General features: G+C 62.3%; 31 protein-coding genes. 27 read left to right on the top strand and 4 right to left on the bottom strand.

Annotated elements, in window-relative coordinates; all coding sequences use genetic code 11:
• Positions 1 to 52 precede the first annotated feature (52 nt).
• Genes B9N93_RS05520 through B9N93_RS05510 form a run of 3 tightly spaced genes read right to left on the bottom strand, consistent with a single transcriptional unit; the run spans position 53 to position 1,641 of the window.
• Positions 53 to 373, bottom strand: coding sequence for a hypothetical protein (locus B9N93_RS05520; protein WP_125468853.1), 321 nt, complete (start codon positions 371 to 373; stop codon positions 53 to 55).
• Positions 374 to 412: 39 nt separating this feature from the next.
• The gene (locus B9N93_RS05515) at positions 413 to 1,120 is read right to left on the bottom strand and encodes a hypothetical protein (protein ID WP_085211618.1); all 708 of its coding nucleotides are present in this window, start codon (positions 1,118 to 1,120) and stop codon (positions 413 to 415) included.
• Complete coding sequence (locus B9N93_RS05510; protein ID WP_176225137.1) at positions 1,117 to 1,641, bottom strand: helix-turn-helix domain-containing protein; 525 nt, start codon at positions 1,639 to 1,641, stop codon at positions 1,117 to 1,119. The genes B9N93_RS05515 and B9N93_RS05510 overlap by 4 nt, the downstream gene beginning before the upstream one ends.
• A 147-nt stretch (positions 1,642 to 1,788) precedes the next feature.
• Between B9N93_RS05510 and B9N93_RS05505 the strand changes: the two genes are divergently transcribed.
• The 27 genes from B9N93_RS05505 (at position 1,789) to B9N93_RS05385 (ending at position 18,514) form a co-directional block, all read left to right on the top strand.
• Entirely contained in the window at positions 1,789 to 2,100 is a 312-nt protein-coding gene (locus B9N93_RS05505; protein ID WP_254899341.1) for a helix-turn-helix domain-containing protein, read from the top strand.
• Between the two features lie 59 nt (positions 2,101 to 2,159).
• Complete coding sequence (locus B9N93_RS05500) at positions 2,160 to 2,546, top strand: helix-turn-helix domain-containing protein (protein WP_085211612.1); 387 nt, start codon at positions 2,160 to 2,162, stop codon at positions 2,544 to 2,546.
• A complete protein-coding gene (locus tag B9N93_RS24485; protein WP_125468851.1) occupies positions 2,543 to 3,532 on the top strand; it encodes a hypothetical protein in 990 nt (329 codons plus the stop codon). The genes B9N93_RS05500 and B9N93_RS24485 overlap by 4 nt, the downstream gene beginning before the upstream one ends.
• 2 nt (positions 3,533 to 3,534) lie before the next feature.
• A complete protein-coding gene (locus tag B9N93_RS05485; RefSeq protein WP_085211607.1) occupies positions 3,535 to 5,358 on the top strand; it encodes a hypothetical protein in 1,824 nt (607 codons plus the stop codon).
• 9 nt (positions 5,359 to 5,367) lie between these two features.
• On the top strand, positions 5,368 to 5,511 hold the full coding sequence (locus B9N93_RS25330; protein ID WP_176225136.1) for a hypothetical protein: 144 nt from the start codon (positions 5,368 to 5,370) through the stop codon (positions 5,509 to 5,511).
• On the top strand, positions 5,508 to 6,701 hold the full coding sequence (locus tag B9N93_RS05480; protein WP_176225135.1) for an ExeA family protein: 1,194 nt from the start codon (positions 5,508 to 5,510) through the stop codon (positions 6,699 to 6,701). Before B9N93_RS25330 ends, B9N93_RS05480 begins: the two co-directional genes overlap by 4 nt.
• A gap of 2 nt (positions 6,702 to 6,703) precedes the next feature.
• On the top strand, positions 6,704 to 6,910 hold the full coding sequence (locus tag B9N93_RS05475; RefSeq protein WP_085211605.1) for a hypothetical protein: 207 nt from the start codon (positions 6,704 to 6,706) through the stop codon (positions 6,908 to 6,910).
• Positions 6,911 to 6,963: 53 nt separating this feature from the next.
• Positions 6,964 to 7,140, top strand: coding sequence for a hypothetical protein (locus B9N93_RS25325; RefSeq protein WP_176225134.1), 177 nt, complete (start codon positions 6,964 to 6,966; stop codon positions 7,138 to 7,140).
• 335 nt (positions 7,141 to 7,475) lie between these two features.
• Complete coding sequence (locus B9N93_RS26690; protein ID WP_125468850.1) at positions 7,476 to 8,288, top strand: hypothetical protein; 813 nt, start codon at positions 7,476 to 7,478, stop codon at positions 8,286 to 8,288.
• A complete protein-coding gene (rmf, locus tag B9N93_RS24480) occupies positions 8,236 to 8,508 on the top strand; it encodes a ribosome modulation factor (protein WP_125468849.1) in 273 nt (90 codons plus the stop codon). The genes B9N93_RS26690 and rmf overlap by 53 nt, the downstream gene beginning before the upstream one ends.
• Before the next feature lie 4 nt (positions 8,509 to 8,512).
• Positions 8,513 to 9,010, top strand: a complete 498-nt coding sequence (locus B9N93_RS25320; protein ID WP_176225133.1) for a host-nuclease inhibitor Gam family protein — start codon at positions 8,513 to 8,515, stop codon at positions 9,008 to 9,010.
• A complete protein-coding gene (locus B9N93_RS05455; RefSeq protein ID WP_085211597.1) occupies positions 9,010 to 9,489 on the top strand; it encodes a hypothetical protein in 480 nt (159 codons plus the stop codon). Before B9N93_RS25320 ends, B9N93_RS05455 begins: the two co-directional genes overlap by 1 nt.
• Before the next feature lies 1 nt (position 9,490).
• Positions 9,491 to 10,135: a regulatory protein GemA gene (locus tag B9N93_RS05450; RefSeq protein WP_176225132.1), complete on the top strand. Its 645-nt coding sequence runs from the start codon at positions 9,491 to 9,493 to the stop codon at positions 10,133 to 10,135.
• Complete coding sequence (locus B9N93_RS05445; RefSeq protein ID WP_085211593.1) at positions 10,113 to 10,523, top strand: Mor transcription activator family protein; 411 nt, start codon at positions 10,113 to 10,115, stop codon at positions 10,521 to 10,523. Before B9N93_RS05450 ends, B9N93_RS05445 begins: the two co-directional genes overlap by 23 nt.
• A 91-nt stretch (positions 10,524 to 10,614) precedes the next feature.
• The gene (locus B9N93_RS25315; RefSeq protein ID WP_176225131.1) at positions 10,615 to 10,791 is read left to right on the top strand and encodes a hypothetical protein; all 177 of its coding nucleotides are present in this window, start codon (positions 10,615 to 10,617) and stop codon (positions 10,789 to 10,791) included.
• A complete protein-coding gene (locus B9N93_RS05440) occupies positions 10,788 to 11,294 on the top strand; it encodes a hypothetical protein (RefSeq protein ID WP_085211591.1) in 507 nt (168 codons plus the stop codon). Before B9N93_RS25315 ends, B9N93_RS05440 begins: the two co-directional genes overlap by 4 nt.
• Positions 11,291 to 11,614 (top strand): hypothetical protein, encoded by a 324-nt coding sequence (locus B9N93_RS05435; protein ID WP_085211589.1) that lies wholly within the window; start codon positions 11,291 to 11,293, stop codon positions 11,612 to 11,614. The genes B9N93_RS05440 and B9N93_RS05435 overlap by 4 nt, the downstream gene beginning before the upstream one ends.
• The gene (locus tag B9N93_RS05430) at positions 11,611 to 11,901 is read left to right on the top strand and encodes a VpaChn25_0724 family phage protein (RefSeq protein ID WP_085211587.1); all 291 of its coding nucleotides are present in this window, start codon (positions 11,611 to 11,613) and stop codon (positions 11,899 to 11,901) included. The genes B9N93_RS05435 and B9N93_RS05430 overlap by 4 nt, the downstream gene beginning before the upstream one ends.
• On the top strand, positions 11,901 to 12,497 hold the full coding sequence (locus B9N93_RS05425) for a phage protein Gp27 family protein (RefSeq protein WP_085211586.1): 597 nt from the start codon (positions 11,901 to 11,903) through the stop codon (positions 12,495 to 12,497). Before B9N93_RS05430 ends, B9N93_RS05425 begins: the two co-directional genes overlap by 1 nt.
• Complete coding sequence (locus tag B9N93_RS05420; protein ID WP_085211584.1) at positions 12,494 to 14,032, top strand: terminase large subunit domain-containing protein; 1,539 nt, start codon at positions 12,494 to 12,496, stop codon at positions 14,030 to 14,032. Before B9N93_RS05425 ends, B9N93_RS05420 begins: the two co-directional genes overlap by 4 nt.
• Complete coding sequence (locus B9N93_RS05415; RefSeq protein ID WP_085211582.1) at positions 14,032 to 14,298, top strand: hypothetical protein; 267 nt, start codon at positions 14,032 to 14,034, stop codon at positions 14,296 to 14,298. The genes B9N93_RS05420 and B9N93_RS05415 overlap by 1 nt, the downstream gene beginning before the upstream one ends.
• Positions 14,295 to 15,911 (top strand): DUF935 domain-containing protein, encoded by a 1,617-nt coding sequence (locus B9N93_RS05410; protein WP_085211580.1) that lies wholly within the window; start codon positions 14,295 to 14,297, stop codon positions 15,909 to 15,911. Before B9N93_RS05415 ends, B9N93_RS05410 begins: the two co-directional genes overlap by 4 nt.
• 1 nt (position 15,912) lies before the next feature.
• Complete coding sequence (locus B9N93_RS05405; protein ID WP_085211578.1) at positions 15,913 to 16,098, top strand: hypothetical protein; 186 nt, start codon at positions 15,913 to 15,915, stop codon at positions 16,096 to 16,098.
• Between the two features lie 14 nt (positions 16,099 to 16,112).
• On the top strand, positions 16,113 to 16,364 hold the full coding sequence (locus tag B9N93_RS05400; protein WP_125468848.1) for a hypothetical protein: 252 nt from the start codon (positions 16,113 to 16,115) through the stop codon (positions 16,362 to 16,364).
• Between the two features lies 1 nt (position 16,365).
• Complete coding sequence (locus B9N93_RS05395; protein ID WP_085211572.1) at positions 16,366 to 17,724, top strand: phage head morphogenesis protein; 1,359 nt, start codon at positions 16,366 to 16,368, stop codon at positions 17,722 to 17,724.
• Positions 17,721 to 17,990, top strand: a complete 270-nt coding sequence (locus B9N93_RS05390; protein WP_085211570.1) for a hypothetical protein — start codon at positions 17,721 to 17,723, stop codon at positions 17,988 to 17,990. Before B9N93_RS05395 ends, B9N93_RS05390 begins: the two co-directional genes overlap by 4 nt.
• The gene (locus B9N93_RS05385; RefSeq protein ID WP_085211567.1) at positions 17,978 to 18,514 is read left to right on the top strand and encodes a phage virion morphogenesis protein; all 537 of its coding nucleotides are present in this window, start codon (positions 17,978 to 17,980) and stop codon (positions 18,512 to 18,514) included. The genes B9N93_RS05390 and B9N93_RS05385 overlap by 13 nt, the downstream gene beginning before the upstream one ends.
• Before the next feature lie 118 nt (positions 18,515 to 18,632).
• Here B9N93_RS05385 and B9N93_RS05380 read toward each other — a convergent pair whose 3' ends face one another.
• Complete coding sequence (locus tag B9N93_RS05380) at positions 18,633 to 23,693, bottom strand: DUF4011 domain-containing protein (RefSeq protein WP_085211565.1); 5,061 nt, start codon at positions 23,691 to 23,693, stop codon at positions 18,633 to 18,635.
• Between the last annotated feature and the right edge of the window lie 379 nt (positions 23,694 to 24,072).

Genomic DNA, 24,072 nt, shown 5'->3' with positions numbered 1-24,072 from the left:
ATCTACCGCCATGATGTGCCCCTTTCTATTTCAAGGCCGGGCCGGATCGAGACTATCGGCTTACCGCTTCGCGGGCCGTCCAGATTGTTTGCGTCTGGCCCCGTACCCGGATGCCTATCGACCCGCTGAATATTTCCACATCCGCCAAATAAACCGTGGTACCCGCCTGCAACATCGTGCATTGGCCCGACATCATCATCCGCGCTCCGGCTTCCATATCCTTGGCAACCGCGAATCCAACCAGTTTTTCATAGGCATCCTTACTCACACAGCCGATCCAATTCCCGGAGACAATCGTATGCTCGTACTCGGCATGGGCCACCCCAACCAACAATCCCCAAACCAGCAAGCCACAAAAAGCTTTGTTCGCCATATTTCCCCCCTCGATTATTGCAACAAACATCAGCGCCGATCATTCCCCATGAAACCGCTTCACTTCTTCCTGCACGTAAGCAACCCAGCGGGCTAATTCGTTGTAGCTCATATCCGCCCTGGACTCCTTGCCGATCATCCGGTAGCGCATCGCCCGCACCTCCGGCGACGAACCATCCCACCCCAGCTTTTCCAGGCATTCCTTTTCGATGCGGAATAAATGCGGGCGCGTATGGCGATAGCCTTCACCTCGCGCCGCCTTTTCGATCCGCCCTTGCTGGGTGTTGTCCCGCTTGGCTTCGAGCCACGCGATCACCTCGTCGGCTCGGGATTCCTGCCATAGCCATATTTGCCTCCACTCCTTGCTTTTCAAACCAAAAGCTTTGGCAAGATCGCCATGAATCCCACTGAACCTAAAGCTTTTCCCCAACCGCTTATGACGGAAATCGTTGATCTGTTTGAAAAGGTCGTCGATTCGCACACGTAGTAACGGGTTGGCACCGATACTACCGGGCGGCGGTAGCACTTCGATCTTGGGGCGGCTGCTGCCCGCCACACGGATATGAGTGGTGTTGTTGATATCGCCCCCCGCGACTTGATTGCCGTTCCCGTTCACGGCAATCACGGGCTCCTTTTTCTTCCGGCTTCGTGGCGCTTTGGGCTTGGCGCTGGGTTCGTTCGCAGGCAGGGCGGATTCGGATGTCTCCTGAATCAGCCTGGCAATTGCTTCCTTATCTTCTTCCTTCATAGGGCATTCTCGGATTGTTGTTGTGTCCGGGCGATCACGTCCTTGACCAAGCGCAGCAGTTTGGTCGGCGTGTCCTCTTCTTCCAGGGCTTGATAAACCAGCGCCACCAGTTCGGCCTTGGGCCGGGGCTTCATATTCCGGTGCGCGGCTTGTAACCCCGCCTCCACCGTTTCCACCGCATCCATCAAGCGCGGCAAATCCAAGGCTATCTCCAAACGGTCAGTGGCAATCTGCTCTTTCACTGGCCTTTCCCCGGTCAACCATGCAACCGAGACGCCACCATATTTGGCAATAGCGACCAATTTGCTCACCGTGGCCTCGCTGGTTCCAGCGATGTAGCGGTGCATTTGTGACTCGGATATTCCAGCCATATCTGCAAGAACTTTCGCGCCACCTACCTTTGCGGCCACTTCATTTATGCGCGAACCAAGATCAGAAAGGAACGGAGACCCCTGTCCGACCTTCGTTTTTGGTTGCTCATCGCCCATGTAAGGCATTGATTTTCTTGCTGTAGCTGTCATCCCCACAATCTCCATTCAGATATGCGAGCCATAACATCCATATGTGCTTGACTCGACATCCACATATGACTAAGCTTTATCGCCATGAAGACACCAGTAAATACGAAAAAAACCCTACGCGATAGGGAAATAAGTCACAAAAAAATTGTGACGGATTGGCACCGGGCCGACATCGTGGCCGCGCTCCGCAAGACCCCGGAGAAGTGGAGCTTGAGCCGGTTATCGATCCACCACGGCTATATAAGGACGGCGCTGGGCAACTGCCTGCGCGGCCCTTGGCCCCATGGGCAACGCCTGATCGCGGAAGCTATCGGCGTGAAGCCCTGGGAAATCTGGCCCTCCCGCTACGACGGGAACGGCCAACCCATTAGCGGGCGGAAGGAAGTTGGTGGACGTAGGGGTAACTCTACCACACCGGAAAAACCCGGAACCCCTATCGAACAGCCGAACAATGCCTAATTCAGAAACAGCCCAGAACGTTAGAAACCCATGACCACCAATGAATCCGAGGAATAGCGATGCAACTCACCGAAACCAAGCGGATTTTTGAAATCCTGCGATATGTCGCCGTCACCAGCGACCACGCCCGCGTCGGCACCGAAGAGATAGCGAAAGCCCTACGCATCAGCCACCGACAGGCCACTGGCGATGTGGGCCGCATGGTGGCCACCGGGTTTTTGAACCTGACGCCGGACGGGCGGGTGTACCTCAGTCACTTTTTCAAAATGGCGGTCGATGTCACCGCGAGAAAGATGGGCGACGAGGGTTGGCATGGAGAGGAATGGGATATCACCGTTTTTACCGCCAAGGAGCGGAATAAACGAGCCACCCAGTTTTGGAACGACATCTTCGGCGATACCCCGTTCGGAGAACCCCGGAAACAAACCCAGGAGAAGCCCGAATGAACCAGATCATCGACGTGACGCCCCAAGTCATCGAACCAGAAACCCCCGCCACCAGCCAGCTAAGCGCCATAGCCAACCAGCTTCATGGACAGGCGATGCTGGCCGGGGGGGCTAGGAAATTTTTCGCGGTCGCGGAAATAAAAATCCTCAAGGAAATACAAGATCGTAAGCTTTTCAAGCACATACCTATTGAGATCGAACCTGGAATCTTTCGCGGCGCGAAAAATTTTTCTGAGTACCTGGAGAACGCCCTCGATACCAGCCCGAGCGTCGTTTACGAGGAAATCAAGACCTTTGAAGAATTCGGTGACAAGGCGCACGACGCATTGAACCGCCTCGGCGTGCTTCGAGATGACAAGCGCCTCCTTCGGAAGTTGCCCGACGAAATCAAGGCGCAAGCCCAGGAAGCCGCCGAAAGTGGCGATAAATCCGCCTTGCTGCGAATCATCGACATGCAGGCGGAGGAGCGGGCCAAAGAGAGGAAAGCCGCTGCCAAGGAAAAAGCCACGCTCGAAGCCCGCCTCGCCCAGGAGGAAGCGCGGGCGGCGGGCGCACGGGCCGACCTCGCCGCCAAGGACGGCTTCATCGCCAAACAGGCCGAGACGATCATGGGCCTGCAAGACCAACTGGAAGAAAAGAAGAACAACCCGCCCGACCCCCTGGCCGAGGCCCGCGCCGCCGTGGAGGCACTCGACGCGACCGTCCTCGCGATCTACACCGATATCGGCACGCTGGCCCTCCGCGACTGCCTCGCCGTCCAATCGACCCACACCGACCACATGGCCGAGCATGGCCGCGCCGTGATCGCCCAGGCGCTCGGGCGGATCATGTCCATCACCCGCGCCATCGCCACCGACCTCGACATCCTCCCCGACGAGGACGCCCCCAGCATATTCGCCACCGCCGCCGGCGACGACGAAAAAGCCCTCTGGGAAGCCACCCTGCGCGACTTCGACGCGCAGAAAGCCGCCGAGCAAGGGGAATAAGGATGGACCCGCGCCGCGCCGTCATCGTCACCCGCTATCTCGACAAGCTCGACGCCACCCCGCATGGCGAAAAGCAGGCCGTCATCGACGCGGCGTGCGCGGAACTCGGGGTCTCTCGCGGCACATTCAACACCCTGGCCCGGAAAATCCGGGGCCGCAAGAACAAGAAGCGCACGCCCCCGGAGGGCAAGGCCAGCGCGACGGCGGCGGGCGTGAGCGCCCTGACCCTGGAAGAAGCCAAACTCATCATGACCTACATCATGGAAACCTACCGTAAGAACGGCAAACGCCGCGCCGTGCCCCTGGACGAGGCCGTGTCCGTCCTGCGGGACAACGGCGAGATCATCGCGGGCCGGGTCGACCCCGAGACCGGCGAGATTTTCCGGCTGTCCATCTCACAAATCCGCAAGGCCATGCGGGCCTATCACCTGCACCCGGACCAGATGCGCAACCCCGCGCCGGCCAACGGGCTCAACACCCCGCATCCCAACCATATGTGGCAGATCGACGCCTCGGTCTGTGTCCTCTACTACCTCAATGACGGCGGCGCGGTGGTCGAGGAGATCGACGAGGCCGTCCACTACAAGAACAAGCCCCACAATCTGGAGGCCATCGCCAGTTGGCGCGTGATCCGCTACGTCCTCACCGACCACACCACCAACCTGACCCGTTGGCGCTATTACCGCCACAGCGAATCCGGCGAGCATGTCGTCGAGTTCCTCTGCTGGGCGATGGCCCCGAAGCCCGACCCCGGCATCGACCCGTTCGAGGGACGCCCCGAGCATCTCTATGTGGACCCCGGCATCGGCAACAACCGGCTGGTACAGACATTCTGCCGCCGCCTGGGAATCGAATTGAGGTCGCACAAGCCGCGCCGCGCCCGCGCCACCGGCTCGGTGGAGAACGGCCAATTGCGGGTGGAATTGCGGTTCGAGTCGGGACTGAAATTCCAGCGCCACACGATCAAGTCGTTCGACGACCTGAACGCCCTGGCCCAGACCTACCAGTTGCGCTACAACAGCGACCCCACCAAAACGGTGGGACGCCACGGCATGACCCGGATGGACGCCTGGATGCACATCCGCGAGGAACACCTCGTCCGCACCCAGCCCATGGATGTGCTGCTCTCATTGGCGACCAAAGACCCCAAGACCCCCAAGATTTCCGACGCGATGCGGATCGAGTTCCAGGGCCGTACCTATAGCGTGGTCGGCGTGCCCGGTGCCTACCCGCGCGGCAAGGTGACTGTGCATTGGCATCCCTTCCTGGAATGCGCCATGGCCTTGGTCGAGGACGCCGAGGGCCGCGAGACCCTGATCGAACTGGAGGATGTGACCGGCACGGTCGATCCCGCCAACGAGCAATGGGGATTCCATACCGACACCGCCCGCTACGGCCAGGAATACAAGAGCCGCCCCGACACCGAGGTGGACACGCTGCGCAAGGAAATCACCCTGCTCGCCAGCAACTCGGCCACCCAGGAAGAAGACGAGAAGAAGCGTAGGCGCAAGGATTTCGTCCCTTTCGATGGCAGGATCGACCCCTGCAAGGCCGCGAAGGAGGCCGAACCGCCCATCCGGATTAAGAAGCACGCCGTCGATTTAATGCTGACCGCGCCTGGGTTGGAACTCATCCCCCTGAATCACATCCAGGCCGCGAAGCTGCTCAAGGGCCGCATGGGCGATGCCTGGACCGCCGAACATTTCGCCGACCTCCAACGCCGCTACCCCAAGGGCGTGCCGGAGGCGGACATCGAATCGCTCCTGGAAGAGTTCCAGGGCGGAAAAGCCCCGGCACAGAAGCCGGTTTTGAAAGTAGTGAAGTAAGAGGGAGTTATGGAAGAAACCGAATACCTGTTGATAGCCGATTTCCTGAAGGAGCATTACGAAAAATGGGCGGGTTTCCTGGCCGCACGCGGCGTGTCCGAGGATGTCGCCGACCAGATGATCGACGAACTGGAAAACCTGGCGGGACTATGAACCTGCGCGAGACCCTTAGCCGGCACAACATCGGCCCCGCCGAATTGGGCCGCGCCCTGACCCAGCAAGGCGGGCGCAACGCCGGACGACCGTTCGGCATTTCGGCCATGAGCCTGCTTATCAACCACGGCAAATTCCCGGCGGCGACGCCGGAGGAGGCAATCAAGCAGCAGATCGAGGGTTATTTGGAAGGCCGGGGGATTCCCCTGGCCGAGATCGAGGGGCTTTGGGCGGCGGCTGCAACCGCCGCCCAAGCCGAAGCAAGCACAACGTCCGCGGAGGACACCGCTATGTTACCGAGAAAATCCGGCCTGTCGCCACAGGCCCGCAAGCACTTCAAGCTGATGAACCCCCCGCTCGGGGATGTCGAGCGCGACGAGGACATGTTCCTCTCGCCCAATATCCGCTATGCCCGCGAAGCCCTGATGGGCGCGATGCGGAATGGCGGATTCCTGGCCATGGTCGGCGAATCCGGCGCGGGCAAGACCACCTTGATCGTCGAATGCGAGGAGCAAATCCGCCGCAACGCGCTACCCGTCACCATCATCCGCCCGCCCATCATCGGCATGGACATCGACTCCGACAAGGGTGCCCCGCTGAAAGCCCGCAACATCCTGAACTTCATCATGGATGTCATCGACCCATCGGCCAAGCGGCAGGCCAACCTGACCGGCTTCGCCTGGGGCGTCCAGCGGGCCTTGGCCGAACGGCACGCCCAAGGCCAGCGGTTCGCCCTGGTGATCGACGACGCGCATCGGCTGCACAAGTTCACGATGAACCATCTCAAGGATTTCTACGAAATCAAGTCGGGCCGGGCGCGGCTGCTCTCCATCATCCTGATGGGCCAGCCCGCCCTGGCCAACCGGCTCGACCCGCTGAACCCGGACGTGGTCCAGATTACCCAGCGCTGCGAGCTTCTCACGCTCTCGCCACTGGGCGACGACTTGCGGGGCTACCTGGAGGCGCGGTTCACCGCCGCTGGATTGACCCTGGCCGGCGTATTCGCGCCGGATGCCGTGGATGCCCTACGCGCCCGGCTCACCACCACCCAAAGCGCGGGTGGGCGTAGGCAAGTGGCGGTCGACCTGACCTATCCCCTGGCCGTGAACAACCTGGTGACGGCCAGTATGAACCTCGCCGCCGAACTGGGCGTGCCGCAGGTTTCCGCCGACGTGGTCCGGGAGGCGTAGCCATGGGCCAAATCATCACGCTCGACATGCTACGGAAACGGGTATACGCCCTGGCCTTGGAAGACGATCACCCATTGCGCCTGAGGCTGCAAGGCGGCAGCGGCCAGATCAAGGTGATGGAAATCGATTGCACCATCAACCACCTGCAAATCGACGACGACGGCACGGTCATCATCGACGTGCGCGGCCAGTTGAGGGGGGCATCCTAATGGCCCACTACCGCCACAAAGGCCGATCCGTCCAAGTCGAGGTCCGCGCGTCCATGAACTGCGAGACCGGAGCCCCCGCCGTGGTGATCCTCGTCGATGGCCACATCCATGTCGGACTCGACCTGACCAACGCCGAGGCCATCGGCCTGGGCCGGGCGCTGCTGTCCCTGGCCTCCATGCCGCAACACCTGCGCGACCTCGCCGCGCCGATCCAGCACCTCAACAGCTAGGAGACCGCCCATGCCCATGCACACCAACGCCAACCTCGCCCCCATCCGGCGGGCCCACAACGTGCCGGCCCACCACCGGGGCGCGTGCGACAGCACCGCCCGCACCATCGAGGTGTTGCGCCATGCCCGGTCGTTCTTCAAGAAGCGCGGGATCGTCCCGCACATCGAGACGGTGCTGATGACCTGGCCCCGGCCCACGCTCATCGTGCGCCACCAGGCGGCGATGGACCGGCTCGACAACGCCCAACGCATCGGCGGCGGGCTGTTCCACGACGACTACCTCATCCCGCTCCACGGGATGCTGATCCGCTACACCAAGCACAAGGAGACCCCGGATGCGACTGCGATGCCCCTGCTGTGGGGCGGAAATGAGCCTCGACACGCTGATGGCGCTGGACGCCGCCCGCGACGCCGTGGAAAGGGCGCTGCGGCTCGCCCCGATTGGAAAACCCATCTTGATGTACCTGGGCCTGTTCCGGCCCGCCAAGCGCTCGCTCACCCTGGAGCGGGTGGCGAAGCTCCTGGAGGATTTGCTGCCGATGATCGAAGCGGCGGAGATCAAGTGGGAGGGGCAGGTGTACGCCGCGCCACGGGAAGCCTGGGCCGGGGGCATCGACACCCTGGTGCAGATGCGGGCGGAAGGCAAGCTGGACCTGCCATTGGACAACCACAACCTGCTGCGGTCGATCATCGTGCGCCGCATCCGGCAAGCCAACCTCAAGGCGGAAGCCCAGGCGGAAGCGCAGGAGGAACAGCGGCGGCAAGCCCTGCCCAGGGACCGGGCGCAATCCGCCCCGGCCCCGGCGTTGCCGCTGGGCATGATGGTGGACGACCGGGGCCAAGTGGTCTCGGTGCTGGAACACCACCAACGGCTGCGGGAAACGCAACCGGCCCCACCAGCCGCGCCCGCGCCATCGCCTACCTCCGCGCCGTTGCCGCCGGGGATGATGTTGGACCCGGACACCGGCGGGCCGGTCCAGATCGGGGCGTATCTCGCGGCGACCCAGGCCCGGTTGCGCGGGGTTTCGTACTCCGCCTCGCCCTCGCCGCCATCCGCATCCTCGGACAGCCCGCCGCCGGACGGGTCGCCGACCGATGAGCCGGGAGACGCGGCGGCGGGCGAACCGCCTGAACCAACAGGCGATTAACCAGGATGTGGCCCATGGGCAGGGATCGGCGGCGGGCCTCGCGGGCGGGCCGCTCGATAGCTGCCCCTACCGCCGCGCCGACCTCCGCAACTACTGGATACGCGGCTGGCACGAAGGCCGCGAACTGGCCGAGCGGTACGCCGCCCCGGCCCCCACCCTCACCGACGAGGGCCGCGCGGCCCTCGCCGCAATCCGCAAGATGCTCGAACAGAAGGGATAAACCCATGGCAAGAAAACGAATCGAAGGCACCCAACTCAACAGCTGGGACGATGTGGACGCCACCCTCCGCCAGATCGGCGAGATCGACCGCGATCTCGGCTTGATCGAGGCGGGCGCGAACGAAACCATCGACCGCGCCAAGGCGGAAGCCAAGGCCGGTTCCCTCCCCCTGCAAGAACGCAAGGCGGGGCTGGAACTGGCGATCAAGGAGTTCTGCGAGGCCCATCGCCACGAGTTCGCCAAGGCCAAGACCAAGCAGATGGTCTTCGGCTCGGTCGGCTACCGGCTCTCGACCAAGGTGCTGGTCAAGCGCGTCGCTGACACCCTGCAAGCGCTGAAAGACCTCAAGCTCGATGGCTGCATCAGGACCAAGGAGGAAATCGACAAGGAAGCGCTCAAGAACCTCGACACCGAAACCCTCGTCACGGTCGGCGCGGCCATCAAGTCCGAGAACATCTTCGGCTACGAGATCGACCGCGCCCGCATCCCGGACGCCACCTGATGGACGCGGCAACACAAGCGCGGATCGCCGCCTTGCGGCGGGCGGCGGCGAACCATCGCCTCGCCGCCCTGTACGAGGATTCGCCCCGGCGCATCCGCGAGGAACACCAAGCCGCCGACGCCCTGGAGGCCGGGGCGGCGCAACTTGAGGAACCCTTCATGTCCGAACCCACACACACCCCTCCCAAAGTCCTGGTCGGCCAGCAACTCAGCCGTAAGGGCCATGTCGGTCATCCCGGCCTTTGCACCGGCCTCATCATCGAAGGCCGGGAGTTCATCGTCCTGGCCGCGTCCACCGGCGATCTGCATTGGCTCTGGGAGCGCATCCAATCCGACGAGCCGAAAGGGCCGTTGCTCGACGGCAAGATATACCACGGTGCCGTGATCCATATGTCCGGCGTCGATGCGTTCACCGACCTGGCCGAGGCCGGGCCGTCCGCCCACACCTATCCCCACCACCACGACCCGCTCGGGAGATAAGATGCCAACCCACCAACAACACCCAGCCGCCCAGTCGCAGTTCGCCGCCAACCAGGAGGCGGAACTCAAACGCCTCGTCAAGCTCTGCAACGTGGCCCGCTCCAACCTCAAATGGAACGACGACGAATGGGCCGCGATCAAGCGCCGCTGCGCCGGGGTCGATAGCCTCCGCGACGCGGACATCGCGGGCTGCGAACGCCTCCTCGCCCACGCCAAGGCGTGCGGGTTCAAGGTCCAGCATAAGCAGCAGGACGGCAAGAAAAGCCGCCCCATCGACCGCACCGACCCGGCCCGGAAATTACGCAAGCTCTGGCTGCGCGGCCATGCCCTGGGCATCATCCAATCCCCGGAGGAATCCGCGCTGTGCAGCTGGGCCAGCAATAGCCGGTCGGCCAATGTCACGGCGCTCCTGGAGGCGTTCGGTCCCGACGATTGGGACGCCGCCATCGAGCGGTTGAAAAAGTGGCTGTACCGCGAAATCCAGCAAGGACGGCTCTCCTGCGGCGAGCATACCGGCATCGTCCCCCGCGAGGCCGCGACGGCCTTGATCTGGGAAAGGCCGGTGGTTTGCGCGGAATGCGGGAAGCCGATGACCTGGACGCCGGCCCACAGGGAATCCCGCCGTGGAACTCGACGGGCTGGATAGCCTCAACTGGTACAGCCTGCCCACCCTGGTGCAGGACATCGCCCGGCGCTGCGGTCGGCAGGTCGCCGTCGATGTCCTCCGCCTCTTCGACGGGCGGCGCATCTGGGTGCCCGTGCCGCCGGTGAAGGAGTCCACACCCCTCGCTTGTAAACTCGGCCTGGACACCGCCACCAAGCTGGCCGACGCCTATCCGGGCCAGTGGCTCCATATCCCGCGCTGTTATAAAGCCTGGCTGCGCGTCCGCAACGAAGGCATCCTGGCCCAGCGCCGGGCCGGATTCTCCACCGCCGACCTCGCGGCGCTCCACCATTTGACGGAACGGCAAATTCACAACATCATTGGCGGCACCCAATCTCCCGCCAAGAACAGGCAGACCGAACTGTTCTAATCCCCCCCGGAGCCGGGACGCTGAAACGCTTCAGCGGCTCGGCTTTTCCATATTCGCGTATCGTGGTGTCCCGTCCAACCGGAGCAACACCATGCGAAAAATCCTCTCCTACCTCTGGGCGCGTTTGCGCGAACCCTCCACCTGGGCTGGCCTGACCGCCATCGTCGTCGGCATCGCCACGGTCGCCGCCGGGAACCCCGTGCAGGGCACCGCCGAAATCATGGGCGGCCTGGGCGCGGTCCTCATCAAAGAGGGCGCGAAACCATGATCGTCGTCCCGTCCCGCCAACATTCATCGCGCCCCGCCGATGCGCCCCTGGTCCTGGAACCCTGCCTGGCGACCATGGACAAGCCGGTCTATTACGTGACCGAGCGCGGCCCCACCCTGAGTTCCAGCCCAATCTTCTGCGGGCGGGCGTTCGCCGACACCGTGCTGGCCGCGATGCACGACGTGCTGGAATCCGCCGGTTGGAATATCGCCCATGTCGGCGTCTACAACCCCCGGCAGGCCCGCCGGGCGAACGGTGCCCTGATCCGCCCCCCGCGCTGGAGCAACCATGCCCACGGCGTGGCGATGGATTTCAAGGGCATCGTCCAGACCAGCAACAAGAACCAGACCCCTTCGCTGGTCGATATCCCCTTGATGAAGAAGCGGCACAAGACGCTGCTCGACAACCTCCTGGCCGAATGCAAGGACCGCATCAAAGCCGCCCACCGCCGCCCGGAGATCGTGGACGAGGGCGGATGGATCCACATCGGGCTGTGGCCATGAATGTGTCGTTCGATTTCAACGTCTGGTCCGCCATAGCGCTGGTCCTGAATTTCGGGCTGGCGATCTACGGCATCAGTTCGGCGCGGGGCCGGGCCACCGCCAACGCGCTGGACACCCACAAGGAGAAAACCGGCATGACGTTCCAGCGCCTGGGCGAGCGCGTCCAGGCGCTGGAAACCGAGGTCAAGAACTCGATCACCCACGACGACCTTTCCGCCGTCCACCGCCGCGTGGACACCGTGCTGGAGGAAATCAGGAAAACCAACCAATCCATGGGCCGGATCGAGGGCTACCTGGAAGCGATGGGGAAACCGAAATGACCGACCGCGACAACCTGCGGCTCCTGCTGCTGCTGCAACTCAACCAATCCCCGGCCTACACGGCGGACCAGGAAGCCCTCCGGCGTAGGCTCGGGCAGTCCGGCACCGTCGCCACCCGCGACCAGGTGCGCACCGAACTGGCCTGGCTCGACAACGTGGGGGCCATCGCGCTGCGGGAATCCGGCGGCGTGTTCATCGGGATGCTGGGCGAGGAAGGGCTGGAACACATCCAGGGGGCGCGGGACATCCCCGGCATCCGCAAGCCCGGCCCCGGGGAACTGGCCTGATGGCCCGCCGCTCGACCCTGAAAACCGAGGTGCCCAAGGCTATCCTCGCGGAATTCAACGCGCGGTTGATCGACGACGGGTTCAGCGATTACACCGGGATGACGGACTGGCTGAACAGCCGGTTGTCCGAGACCGGCCTGGAACTCAAGATCGGGCGCAGCGCGGTCTATCGGCATGGCCGGGCGTTCCAGGAAGAGTTCGAGGCCGACATGGCCGAGAGCCGCCAGCTGTACCACGTCGCCAAGGCAAGCCTGGAATCCAACGACGATCCCGAAGGCGTCGTCCGCGAGGCCACCATCCGCGCCCTGCAAACCCGGCTGCTCAAACTCGCCGTGGCCCTGCGCGAGGCCGAGGAGGCGGGCGACGATCCGCACCTCCTGGCCGAGACCACGGCGAAGATCGCCAAGGCGGTGGCCGACCTGGGGCGGGCGGACATCGCCAGCCGCAAATTCAACGCCGAGCGCGAGAAGGAAATCCGCGCCGAGGAACGCGCCGCCGCAGCGGAGGCCGCCACCGATGCCGGGCGCAAGTCGGGTGTCTCCCCCGAGGGCATCGCGGCGATCCGCGCCGCCATCGCGTCGAGGATGATGCAATGATCGATCAGGACATCTTCCTGGCCTATCAATGGCGGTGGATGGACGACCATAGCCCGGTCAAGATCATCGAAAAATCGCGCCGTGTCGGCCTCAGCTATGGCGAGGCGGCGGATTCCGTACTCCATGCGGCGGACGCGGGAGGCGGGAACGTCTATTACATCTCCTTCGACAAGGAGATGACGCAGGGCTTCATCTCGGATTGCGCCGATTGGGCCAAGACCTTCGGGGCGGCGGCATCATCGGAAATACGGGAGGAATTCTTCCCCGACCCCAAGAATCCCGACAAGTCGATTTGCAAGTACACCCTCGACTTCGCCAGCGGCAAGGTGATCCACGCCTTTTCCAGCAATCCGCGCAACCTGCGGTCCAAGGGCCGTCCCCGCGACCGGCTGGTGATCGACGAGGCCGCGTTCGTGGACGACCTGGCCGAATTGCTCAAGGCCGCCATGGCCATGACCATGTGGGGCGGCGAAATCCACCTCATCAGCACCCACAACGGCGACGAGAACCCGTTCAACACGCTCATCAACGATGTCCGGGCCGGCCGGTACGACTACAGCCTGCACCGTGTCACCCTGGACGACGCGCTCGCCGATGGCCTATACCGGCGTATCTGCCAGGTTTCCGGGCAGGAGTGGAGCGCCGGGAAGGAAACCGCGTGGCGGGAATCCCTGGTCAAGCGCTACCGCCCCAACGAGGACGAGGAACTGTTCTGCGTCCCGGCCTTCGGGGGCGGGACATATCTGCCCAGGGCCATCGTCGAGGCGTGCATGTCGGAATCGGGGCCGCTCTTGCGATTCGAGGGCGACCGCGCCTTCAACGAAGCGCCGGAACCCAAGCGCCGCCGCATCATGGAGGATTGGATCGGCGACGAACTGCGGCCCGCGTTCAATCTGCTCGACCCCAAGCGGCGGCATAGCGCCGGGATGGACTTCGCCCGCAAGGGCGATATGAGCGACATCGTGCCGATGGAGATCGGCGAGCGCCTGGACCGCCGCGTGCCCTTCATCGTGGAAATGCACAACGTCCCGCACCGCCAGCAGGAGCAGGCGCTGTTCGCCGTGCTGCACGCGCTGCCTCGTCTGGGCGGCGTCGCCATCGACGCGGGCGGCAACGGTTCCTACATCGCCGAGGCCGCCCGGGACGGATTCGGCTCGCGGGTGGAGGGCATCCAACTCTCGGAGGCGTTCTACCGGGAGCAGGGGCCGCGCTACAAGGCGTTGTTCGAGGATCGGCAGATCGCCCTGATCAAACACGACGACATCCTGGAGGATCACCGCGCGGTACGGTTGGTCCGGGGCGTGCCCCGCGTGCCCGAGGGCAAGACCGACAGCAAGGGCCAGCGCCATGGCGACTCCTACGTCGCCGGGCTACTGGCGAACTACGCCAGCGGGATCGACGCGGGGGAGATCGACTTCATCCCACTCCCCGGCAAGCCTGCCAGCTGGGAGGGCAAGGCCCAAGCGCCGACGAACTTCATGCGGCCACCGGAGGACGACGATCTGCCGAGAATCGAAGGGGAAGGCGCGTGGTGATGAAAGTGAAAGCCTGGGAGCCGCATCGCTCCATGATCTGCGCCCGACTCCTGGCCTGGGAACGATCCGGGCGGAAGAACGGCGACGGCGAAACCCTCACCGCGTTCGCCCATACCATCGCCGCGGACGTCCACAACTCCGGGGCTGGATTGGTTTTCCTCGACTTCAACCAGCGCAAACAGCGCTGCTATCTCAAAACCGGCTTCATCACTTGGCTGCAAGAACTGGCTGACCAGACACGCCGCGCCTACGGACCCTTCCAATGATCGTCGACATCCACGGTAACCTCATCCAATCCGCCGAACTGGCCGAACCGCAAACCAGCGACCCCAATATCTCCTGGATACAGCGGACCTACCAGACCCACCCCTCGCGCGGCCTGACGCCCCCGAAGCTGGCCGAAATCCTGGAGGACGCCGAGCGCTGGAACCTGCAACAGCAGTCCGAACTCTGGCTGGACATCCGCGAGAAGTGGGGCCATTGCGACGCCGAGATGGGCAAGCGCGAGCGGGCGCTCCTGACACTGGAACGCCGCTTCGTCGAACCCGATGGCGCGAACCGGGCCGAGAAGAAGGCCACCGCGTTCCTGAACGATGTGTTCGACAACATCTTCGGGATCGGCGACCCGTTGGATGAGGAGGCGCAGGATTGGCCCTGCGTCGACAACATCATCCTGGGCTGCGCCGACGCCATGGGCCACGGTTTCTCCGCCCAGGAATTGACCTGGCGGCGCGAAGGGAGCCTGTGGCTCCCCGCCGCCATCGAGCATCGGCCCCAAGGTTGGTTCCGCCTCGAACCCTGGACCCACAGCAAAATCCGCCTGCGCGACCTCAGCGCCGAGGGGGCCAAGCTCCGGCCCGGCGGGTGGATCCTGCACAAGCACCAGGCCCGCTCCGGCTACGCCCCGCGCATCGGCCTGGTCCGCTCGCTGGCCTGGCCCTACCTGTTCGCCAACTACGCCATCCGCGACCTGGGCGAACTGCTCAACACCTATGGCCTGCTGATCCTGGTCGGCAAGCATCCCGCCAACGCCACCCCCGACGACAAGCGCAAGCTGCTCCAGGCCGTCACGCAGATCGGCAAGCGGGCGGGCGGTATCGTGCCGGATTCGATGGCCATCGAGGAGATGAAGAACTCCGCGTCGAGTTCCGCGGATATGTTCAAGCTGATGATCGACTGGGCGGAGGACACCGCCAGCAAGATCGTCACCGGCCAGCAGCGCCTGGGCGGCAAAACCGCCACCGAATCCAACGAGCGCCGCGAGGTGAAGGCCGACCTCACCACCACGGACGCCCGCCAGATCGACCGCACGCTCACCGCGTTCGGCTGGCTGATCCTGGCCTTGAACCCCGAGGGCGCGAACATCGACCGGCGGCGCTGTCCCCGGCATGTGTTCGACACGGCGGCCGCCGAGGATGTCGAGAAGCTCGCCAACGCGCTGCCCACGCTGGTGGCGGTCGGTGGCGATTTCAGCAAGCGATGGCTCAACGACAAGACCAAGATCCCCAAGGCCGAAAACGACCAGGACCGGCTGGCACCGGGAGCGCCGGTCGAAATCCCGAAGATCGACGCCACCAGCGAAAAGGGCATCAACCTCCCGGCGGCGACGCGGATCGCGGCGCTCAAGGGCGCGGGCGCGGCCACCGACACGCCGGGCCTCCTGGCCGAGCAACTGGCCGAACGGGCGGCGGGGCCATTGGCGGAATGGGTGGCCGTGATCCGCCAAGCTGCCGATGAGGCGGAGGATTTGGCGGCGCTCAAAGCCAAACTGGAGGCGCTATTCCCGGCGCTCGACAAGCGGGCGATGGTGGAATTGTTCGCCCAGGCGATGCTGGCGGCGGATTTGGCGGGTCGGTTCGATGTTCAACAGGGGCACTGAGATGTACGAATGGCATGTCCGGTTTAGCAAAACCGAAAAAATAGGCTCGCAGCTTTCATGCGAAGTCAATGAAGCAACGGTTCTCGCCGCAGACGAAGAAGAAGTGCGGCAGATCATGGCGGAAGAACGTCCAGGATGGGATATCAACGAAATCAAGCGTGGCGAATCCATCGACGATGATGCCTAGAGAGCCACGAACCCATGAAAAAACCATTAAATGGAAGCAAGACGCACCCTCTTTCGGCCCATGCGTTGGAAGAATTACGGCACATCAGCGAACAACCGCTGCCGCGTAGTTCCATGAATCCGGGAGTCGCCAATCGATTGGAGCGGGAAGCCCTGGTCGAAACGGTGGAATTGCCCAGCCCATTCGTCAAATACCGCAAAGGGAAAACGTGCCCCCACCTCAAAATCACGGACGAAGGGCTCAAACGTCTGCAACAGGTGCGCTGAAATGGCCCTTAACGCCGACGCCGAAACCCTCAGCATCGACAACGCCCGGCTCCCGTTCGCCGAGCAGATCGACTTCTTCCGCAAGAAGCGCGGCAACTACATCCCGACCGAGCATTTCGACGATGTGGAGGCGGAGGTGCATGAGCGGGCATTCGTGGTGGCGAATGGCAAGGCGGCGGATTTGCTGGCGGATTTCCACGGCTCGGTCCTGGCCGCCATGGAGGACGGCCAGGGCATCGACTGGTTCCGCCAGGAGTTCGACAAGATCGCCGCCAAGCACGGCTGGGCCTACAACGGCTCGGCCTCGTTCCGCACCCGGACGATCTACGAGACGAACATGCTGACCAGCTACGCCAGGGGCCGGGACGCGCAGCTGGCCGACCCGGACCTCCGGGCCGCACGGCCCTATCTCAAGTACAACATCGGCCCCGCCGAAAACCACCGCCCCCTGCATGTTTCCTGGAACGGCCTCACCCTGCGCCACGACGATCCTTGGATCGAAACGCACCGGCCCGTCAAAGCCTATGGCTGCCATTGCTACCTGAGCGCCGTGGCCGAACCCACGCCGGGCCGCGACAAGGCACCGAAGGAATCCACCTACACCTATACCGACCGTGAGGGCCGCGACCACATCATCCCGGCCGGCGTGGATTATGGGTTTCAAAAGTCGGGCGATGGTCCATGGAAACCGGACTACCGGGCCTATCCAGAAGGAATAGGCAAGGCATTGGAGCAGGCCATCACCCAGCAGGAAGCCGGGCCGCACGGTACCCCGGTGTCGGATGCCTTGGCGCTGTCGATGCGCGGGGCATTCGCCGGGCAACTCCGGGCGGCCCTCGATACGGTGGATTCGGTGCATGGGGATGGGGCGTTGCCCAAAATACCGATCAAGAAAACCTCCTCGCGCACCGATGTCGGCATGTTCCGGGCACTGCTCAATGGAAAGCCCATCAGCATCTCGGTCAGCGAAAACAGCCCGCATCCGGAACTGACCTTGGCGCATGAGATCGGCCACTTCCTGCACTGGCAGGCGATGGGCAAGGCGGGCGCGTGGGATATGGACGATCCGTTCTGGCTGCCGTGGATCACAGCGGTGGAAGAATCCGAAGCGATCACCCGGCTGGCGGAATTTCCATCCGAGCCATTCCGCGATTACCTGCTCGACCCGAAAGAAGTATGGGCGCGGTCATACTCCCAATATATAGCCTTGCGCGGCCAGAATAAGGCCATGCAGGAGGGTATACTCTTTACCAGGGGTTTCGGAAACCTTTATCAATATTCCCAATGGGCGGATAACGATTTTTCCCCCATTGCGGAAGCCATCGACGCGATGTTCAAACAACTGGGATGGATCGCATGAACGCGGAAGACTTCGAAACATGGCGCGAGGGCATCGTCGCCGAATTGATCGATGCCGATGCCAAGCTCGCCGCCGAATCCGGCCCGTATGCCGGCCAATGGCTCGCCATCCAATTGGGACTGAGCGACGGGGATATCGTGATGATCGACGACAACGGCGACCTTGTGTTGAAGACGCCGAAGGATGAGATCGACCGCCGCATCGCGGCGCTCCGGGAGGCGCTGGCGAATGGGGGATCGGCCCTGGATTTCCCATGGCCGACTTGATCGCCGTCAAGATCGATGACCGGCGGGTACAAGAAGTCCTCAAGCGGATGGAAACCGCCCTGGCCAACCCAAGGCCGATGTTGGCCGAGATCGGGGAAGACCTCGCCGCCAGCACCAAGCAACGCTTCGACACCGGCACGGCACCGGACGGCCAGCCCTGGGCACCCAACAGCGCCACCACCATGGCGCGGTTCCTCGACCGGAAAGAGCTAAAAACCAAGAAAGGCAAGCTCAACGCCAGAGGCAAGCGGCTGGAAGCGGGCAAAAAGCCGCTGATCGGGCGCAGCAAGCAACTGGCCCACACCATCACCTATCTCTTGCGGGGTAACACGCTGCTGGTGGGTTCGCCAATGATTTACGCCGCCACCCAACAATTCGGCGCGGAGGAGGGCGCGTTCGGAGCCGACAAACGCGGCCATCCCATCCCGTGGGGCGACATCCCGGCCCGGCCCTTCTTGGGGATCAGTGATTCCGATTCGCGGTCGATCCTGGAGATCGCCCGGCGGTATATGAAGGTTCCTTAGCTCCTCGGATCAGAGCGTTTGCCGTTTTCGCTTTTTCAGCCCGTTTCGCTTGGTTCTCGATCATTCCGGTTCATTTCGATTTATCTCGCGCCCGGTCTTCCATTTATCTCGCTCTTACTCAATACCGGTAGCGCACGCCGAGGCGGGGGTTTGTCCCATGCGGGGAGGGGAAGATCACCAGCTTACCTTGATAGAAGTGGTGGTTCGAGAAGGAGATCAAGGATTCGTGCTGGGAACGGTAATGCCAACGCAGGGTACGCACGGGCGTGAACAACTGCTGGCAAATATCGAGGATGCTTTCCGAACCCGAGAGCACGGCGGGCACTTCTTCCTCGTCGTCGTCCCCGCTGTCGGTCAACCGGTCGAAGAAGTTGGTCGGCGGCAACTGCTTGGGGTCGCCCACGACCACGATCTGCGTTCCACGGGCGATGGCTCCCAGGGCTTCCTCCGGCCGAAGCTGCGAGGCCTCGTCCATGACAACCAGGTCGAAGCCCACGGCGCCCTGCTCGAGATATTGGGCGACGGACATCGGCCCCATCATGAAGCAAGGTTTGTAGGCCTGGATGGCACGCCCCGCCCGTTTGATCAGTTGCCGGATGGGCAGGTGCTTACGCTGCTTGTTGAGTTCGTGGTCTAGCAGGCATTTTTCGGATTTCTGGGAAACCGATGTGCCGTTCATACCATAAGGGACCGTTTTGGCCCGGTCGATTTCGTGGGCGAAACACTTGCCGGTCAGGCCGATGATTTCCTTGTCGAGCGCGACATACTGGGCACGTCCCTGATCATGCTGGATGCCGGAGAAGCCTTCCAACTCCGGGAATTCCCGATAAATGGCGCGTCCGATGGAGCGGTAGCACACGAATTCGAACGCGTCCGCGACCGTCGAGGAAGTCAGTGATTCCCGCTCGAGCAAATCGACGAAGGGCGCCAGCCCCAGATCCAAACACTTTGCCCTTTCGAGATGGTAATGGTGCCAGGGAGTGAGGGCGTCGGCGGCCCGCGCGGCGCGGCTTACCCTCTCCAGTAATTCGCTGGCCAAGTGGGCAGGTTCCGGGGAGCGTTCCAGCCCATTCCAGTGATGCCAATCGAACTGGCCGAATGCTCCGAGTCCCGACAAGGTTCGCCGGGTTGAGTCCAGGCACCCGTCCGCTTTGCGGAGCATGGACAATATCCACGGGTACTCTTCGGCCGCGCGCGGAGAAAGCAGCGAGCGCCCGAGCGGGGTGCCATTTATCGCGGGGTTGTTCCTCACCGCCTTGGCCCAAGCCAGGGTATCCGCCAAAGGTTGTGTCGGAGGGAGGGCGCCACTGAACAAATCCGAGATCAAGCGCGAAGCCGTGAGGTCTTGCTGTATGGCCCTGGCGATCCGGTGGGCATCGCGCATTTTTCCCAAGGCGGCCGCGATGTCCGCCAGCGTGGAGTCCTGGGATCCTGCTCCGGTCAAGGACCGTGCAAGGGATTCCAACGACTCCAGGCGTGAGGTGCTCTCCGCGAGGTAACCCGGCCAATCGGTGGCGAGGGTGGTAGGCCGGGGCGTCAGCCGATCCAGTTCCTGCGTCAACGCCTCCTTATGGGCCACGAAATCCCGGAGGTCGCCCATGGCGATGCCGTCGTCCACATAGGGTTCGGAGAAATCGCATAACCCGTGGATCGATTGGACCAGGGATTCGAGAGTATCCAGGTAATCGTTCCATCCTTGACAGGATATCCGGGAAAATCCCGGCAGAACCGCTTCGGCCTCCGATTTCAATTCCGGGAACCCGGCTCCCAAGAGGGCGAAATCTTCCTGGAGCCCCGACAATTCCCGCTTGGCCGTCAATAGCTCGAAGGCTTGTCGGGGAGTGACCTTGGCGGTGACCAATCCGTCCAGGAATGACGCGACGACGCCCAGCCCCACCGCGAGTTCTTGGACTTTCGCGGCGTATTCCTGCAAGGACGATTTCGCAAACTGTGCCTCGAACTTTTCCGCGATCGATCCGAGCAGCAGGCCCACCGTCCGGGTGCATTCCTCGAACCCGGTCTTGAGGTCTTGGATCTCCGGCGCCAATTGGGTCAGCCTGGAGAGCCTCAGGCTGTCGATGGTGGAAAGATCGATGGATTGGGCTAATTCCGAATGCTGCAACAAGGTGGATGAACTCTGGAAATACCAGGCTTGGAGCAGCTTGATTTTGGTGAAGTCGGTATCCACCCCCTTGAACAACGGACCGAAGGCTTCGCTGAACGCTCCATGGTTTTCGAAGGCGATGCGGATGGAAATCCAACCGAGCAGTCCGTCGAGGCCGGAGGCGTATTCATCGGCCTTGCGCTTGCGCTTCTTGTCCTTACAGAGGCTCCTGAACTGCTTCTTGGCCCTGCGCCAACGGGAACTGAACATATGGGTCCAGGAATCCCCTTCCCTGAATAGGCGCAGGTGCTGTTTCAACAAGTCCGCTTCTGGAAGATCCTCTAAATAGAAGTCCTGCTCCAGGGATTGACGTTTGGAACGTTCGTTCGAATGCAGGCGTTCGGCATCGTTGAGTAGGTCGATGGCTCCATGCCGCGCAAAGGATGGACGCCGATAGTCCATCAACTCGAGCGGCGCCGATTCCGCAATGCTGGCGATAACCGCCATGTGGGCGAGGGATTTCCGGGTATCGAAGGATAGGTCCAGTTCCCCGGCGATCTCTTCGGCCCGGCCAATCAACTTCGACAGGCGACCGTGCAATGCACGCAATTCAGTGGAGCGCCTGTGGATTTCCTCTAGGGGGATATCCGGAAACAACCATTTGGCGAATTGCTCCGATCTTTGGAGGACCGCGTCGTCGACCACGGCCTCCGGAAGTAGGCCCGGGATCAGGTTCCGCTCGCCAAGTGCCGCCAATCCCGGAGGAGTATCGTCCAATGCGAACCCACGCCGATCAGCGACGACCCGGATACGAGAGAGCGCTGCCCTGCGGCGGCCCGCTTCGGTGGAGAGAAGGGCGGCTCCCGCCATCAGTCGCGACCGAGGGAGACTGTGAGCCATGATCGGCGAAACCGCATCCATCCTCGTTTCCAACGCCTCCGAAAAATCGGGCGGGAAACGGACGAACTTGAATCCGTCCCTACCTGCCAGGGGTGTGAAGCGCTCGGCGGTTTGACGGGTGACCACCACCTTGGCATCGAATTGGCCCAGGGTAAGCGAACGCGCTTGGGGGAGGAGCGTGGCGGCGATAGCGTCCGGCAAGTCCTCAAGCAGAGCCTCACCCGGGGAATATCCGGTGGGTAAGGTTCCGCCGGCTTCCATGAGAAGCCCATTGGCCATGGAAACCTGTTCTACCAGTTCCTCTAGGACTTCGAGCCTTTCCTTGAGTACGACGCCATCGGAGGAGGTGAGGCGTTCAAGCAACCTGCCATCGAGTTGGGCTGGCGGTCCAGCCAGGGTCTCGATGCTCGTCAAGAGAATTGGAATATCCGCCAAGCCGGGTTCATGGGGATATCGGGTCCTTTCTTGGAGTTCGTTCAAGGCGCCATGCAGTTCAGTCGCCAAGGATTCGGCTTCGAGGATGAGGTTTTCAATCGCCTGCGCGTCGCCGGGTTTCAAACCTTGTGGGGTGAAACCCCACCAAGGGTACCGAGCATCGTAGTGGACGATGGCTTGGTGGCATTTGCCCAAGGCCCCTAAGCGATCGTGGAGGCTCCGGATCCGATCGTAGTTACACCCGACCGCCTCATCGATGAACAGGGAATTGACGATGGGCACATACGCTTCGATGTTGTGCCTTAACCGTTCGGTCCTCCAAAAAATATCGTGGGTTGTCAAACCCAATTGGCTGCCTGAATGGCTAGCCATGATTTCGGCATGTCCGTTGAGCACCTGCTTGTAGCGCGCCAAGGTGGCCAGCCGGTCATGGAATTGCGCCGGCGGCGCGAATCGCATGTCGATGCGCTCCTGCAAATCCTCCAGCAATTTTTTCTTGTTGGTCTTGTGGCTGTGGAGTTCGAGGCAGAAATGTCCCAGGTTGGCCAGGTCCAGGCGCTGCCGGACCACCTCGAGGGCGGCCATCTTTTCGGAGACGAACAGCACCTTCTTTCCGGCGTGGAGCGCCGCAGCGATGATGTTCGTAATGGTTTGGGATTTCCCGGTACCCGGCGGCCCGTTGATCACCATGTCCTTGCCGTCCATCACGTCGATGATGGCGCTGTGCTGGGAGGAATCCGCATCGTAGATCAGGAGCATGTTGCCCTGCGGATGCCGGTCGATCTCATAATCCTCCGAGGTATGGCCCCCTTTCCCGGAGTCGCTCCCGGAAAAGATCGCGCGCAGCAGTTCGTTCGAAAGCAACCCTGGGTATTTATCGGGATCGAGATCATCCCAGATGGCGAGCTTCGAGAACGAAAGGAACCCCAGTGTCAATTGATAGCGTACTCGCCATCTCTTCTTGGTCCTCAGGGATTCCTGGATACGCGCGAAATAAGTGCTAGGGAGATCGTCCTCTTGGAACTCCGGAAGTTGGAAGCAATGGTCCTGGCCCAGTTTTTCCTTGAGCGTTTTGTTCTCGTGGAAATCCTCGCCGGTGAAGCGGAGATCGTATTTCCAAGTCCGGGTTTGGGGATCGACGCCTTGCTTTTCAAAGGACACCGGCACCGCGAGCAATGGGGCCAGCATCGGTTTCTCCGAGGATTCGCTTTCATAGAATTCCAGGAATCCAGGGATGAGATAGAGCATATTGGTGCCGGTCTCCTCGATGACGGTCCGCGCCTCGCTGGAAAGCTTGCGGCATAGCTTGTCGAGGCCATCGGGATAGAACGGGGTTTGCAGTTTGGGCGTGTGCTGGTGAGTGGTGTCGGCGCAGCACTCCGGCGGGAACTCAACGTCTACCTTGATCCCGAGGGTCGCAGCATGGATTTTGGGGTCCGGGCGTTTGTTCTCATATTCCTCGGGCAGCGGTTCCGGGACCGGCAGGAGACGTATTCCCTTTCCGTCGATGAGCTTGACGTAGACCAAGTCGAGGTTGGGGGCGTCGATGAATTGGATCGACTTACCCCGGGGATGGCGGTAGTTCAACAACCGGTTCCGCGAGGAAAGATCCAGGAGCTTGGCCCGGACCTTCTGCAACGCCTCGGCAAGGGTCAATTTGCCCGAAAAGAGTTCGGAGGTAGAAGGCTCGGGGTTTTCGGAGGAATGAATGGAGCGGTCTTGCGGTTCGAAGCTGTCCATGACGTTTTCTTGTTTTTTTCCAGCCAAAGCGCTTGGCCGGTAATTGGCGATCCAGAGATAGCCCAGTCAGGGTGCCAGAGGTTGATGGCTTACCGCACGGGGCGGTTCCTAGGGCCTAATGCATTTTCCTATTCCCGGCCTTGCACGCTCGGTTTCGGGGAGTTGGATGATTTCTCTAAACTGCATCAGCATGAGCCATGTATCCGGGTAATTGCTGGGGAGACTGAGGCCGTTTGGATTTTACGGTTCCGTCTGTCCCAAAAATAGGTGAATATTCACGTTTGCATTTTAGCTGCCACATGCTTGATAACATCTCGACATTCGGGTAACCCCCCTCGGCATTGATGAAGAATTGCTGATTTATGGATTCCGATCCCAT

Origin of the sequence: Methylomagnum ishizawai (genome assembly GCF_900155475.1) — a bacterium.
In the GTDB taxonomy this organism is placed as follows: Bacteria; Pseudomonadota; Gammaproteobacteria; order Methylococcales; family Methylococcaceae; genus Methylomagnum; species Methylomagnum ishizawai_A.
Note: the sequence above shows the minus strand (reverse complement) of the source record. Positions and strands in the feature narration are given on the sequence as shown.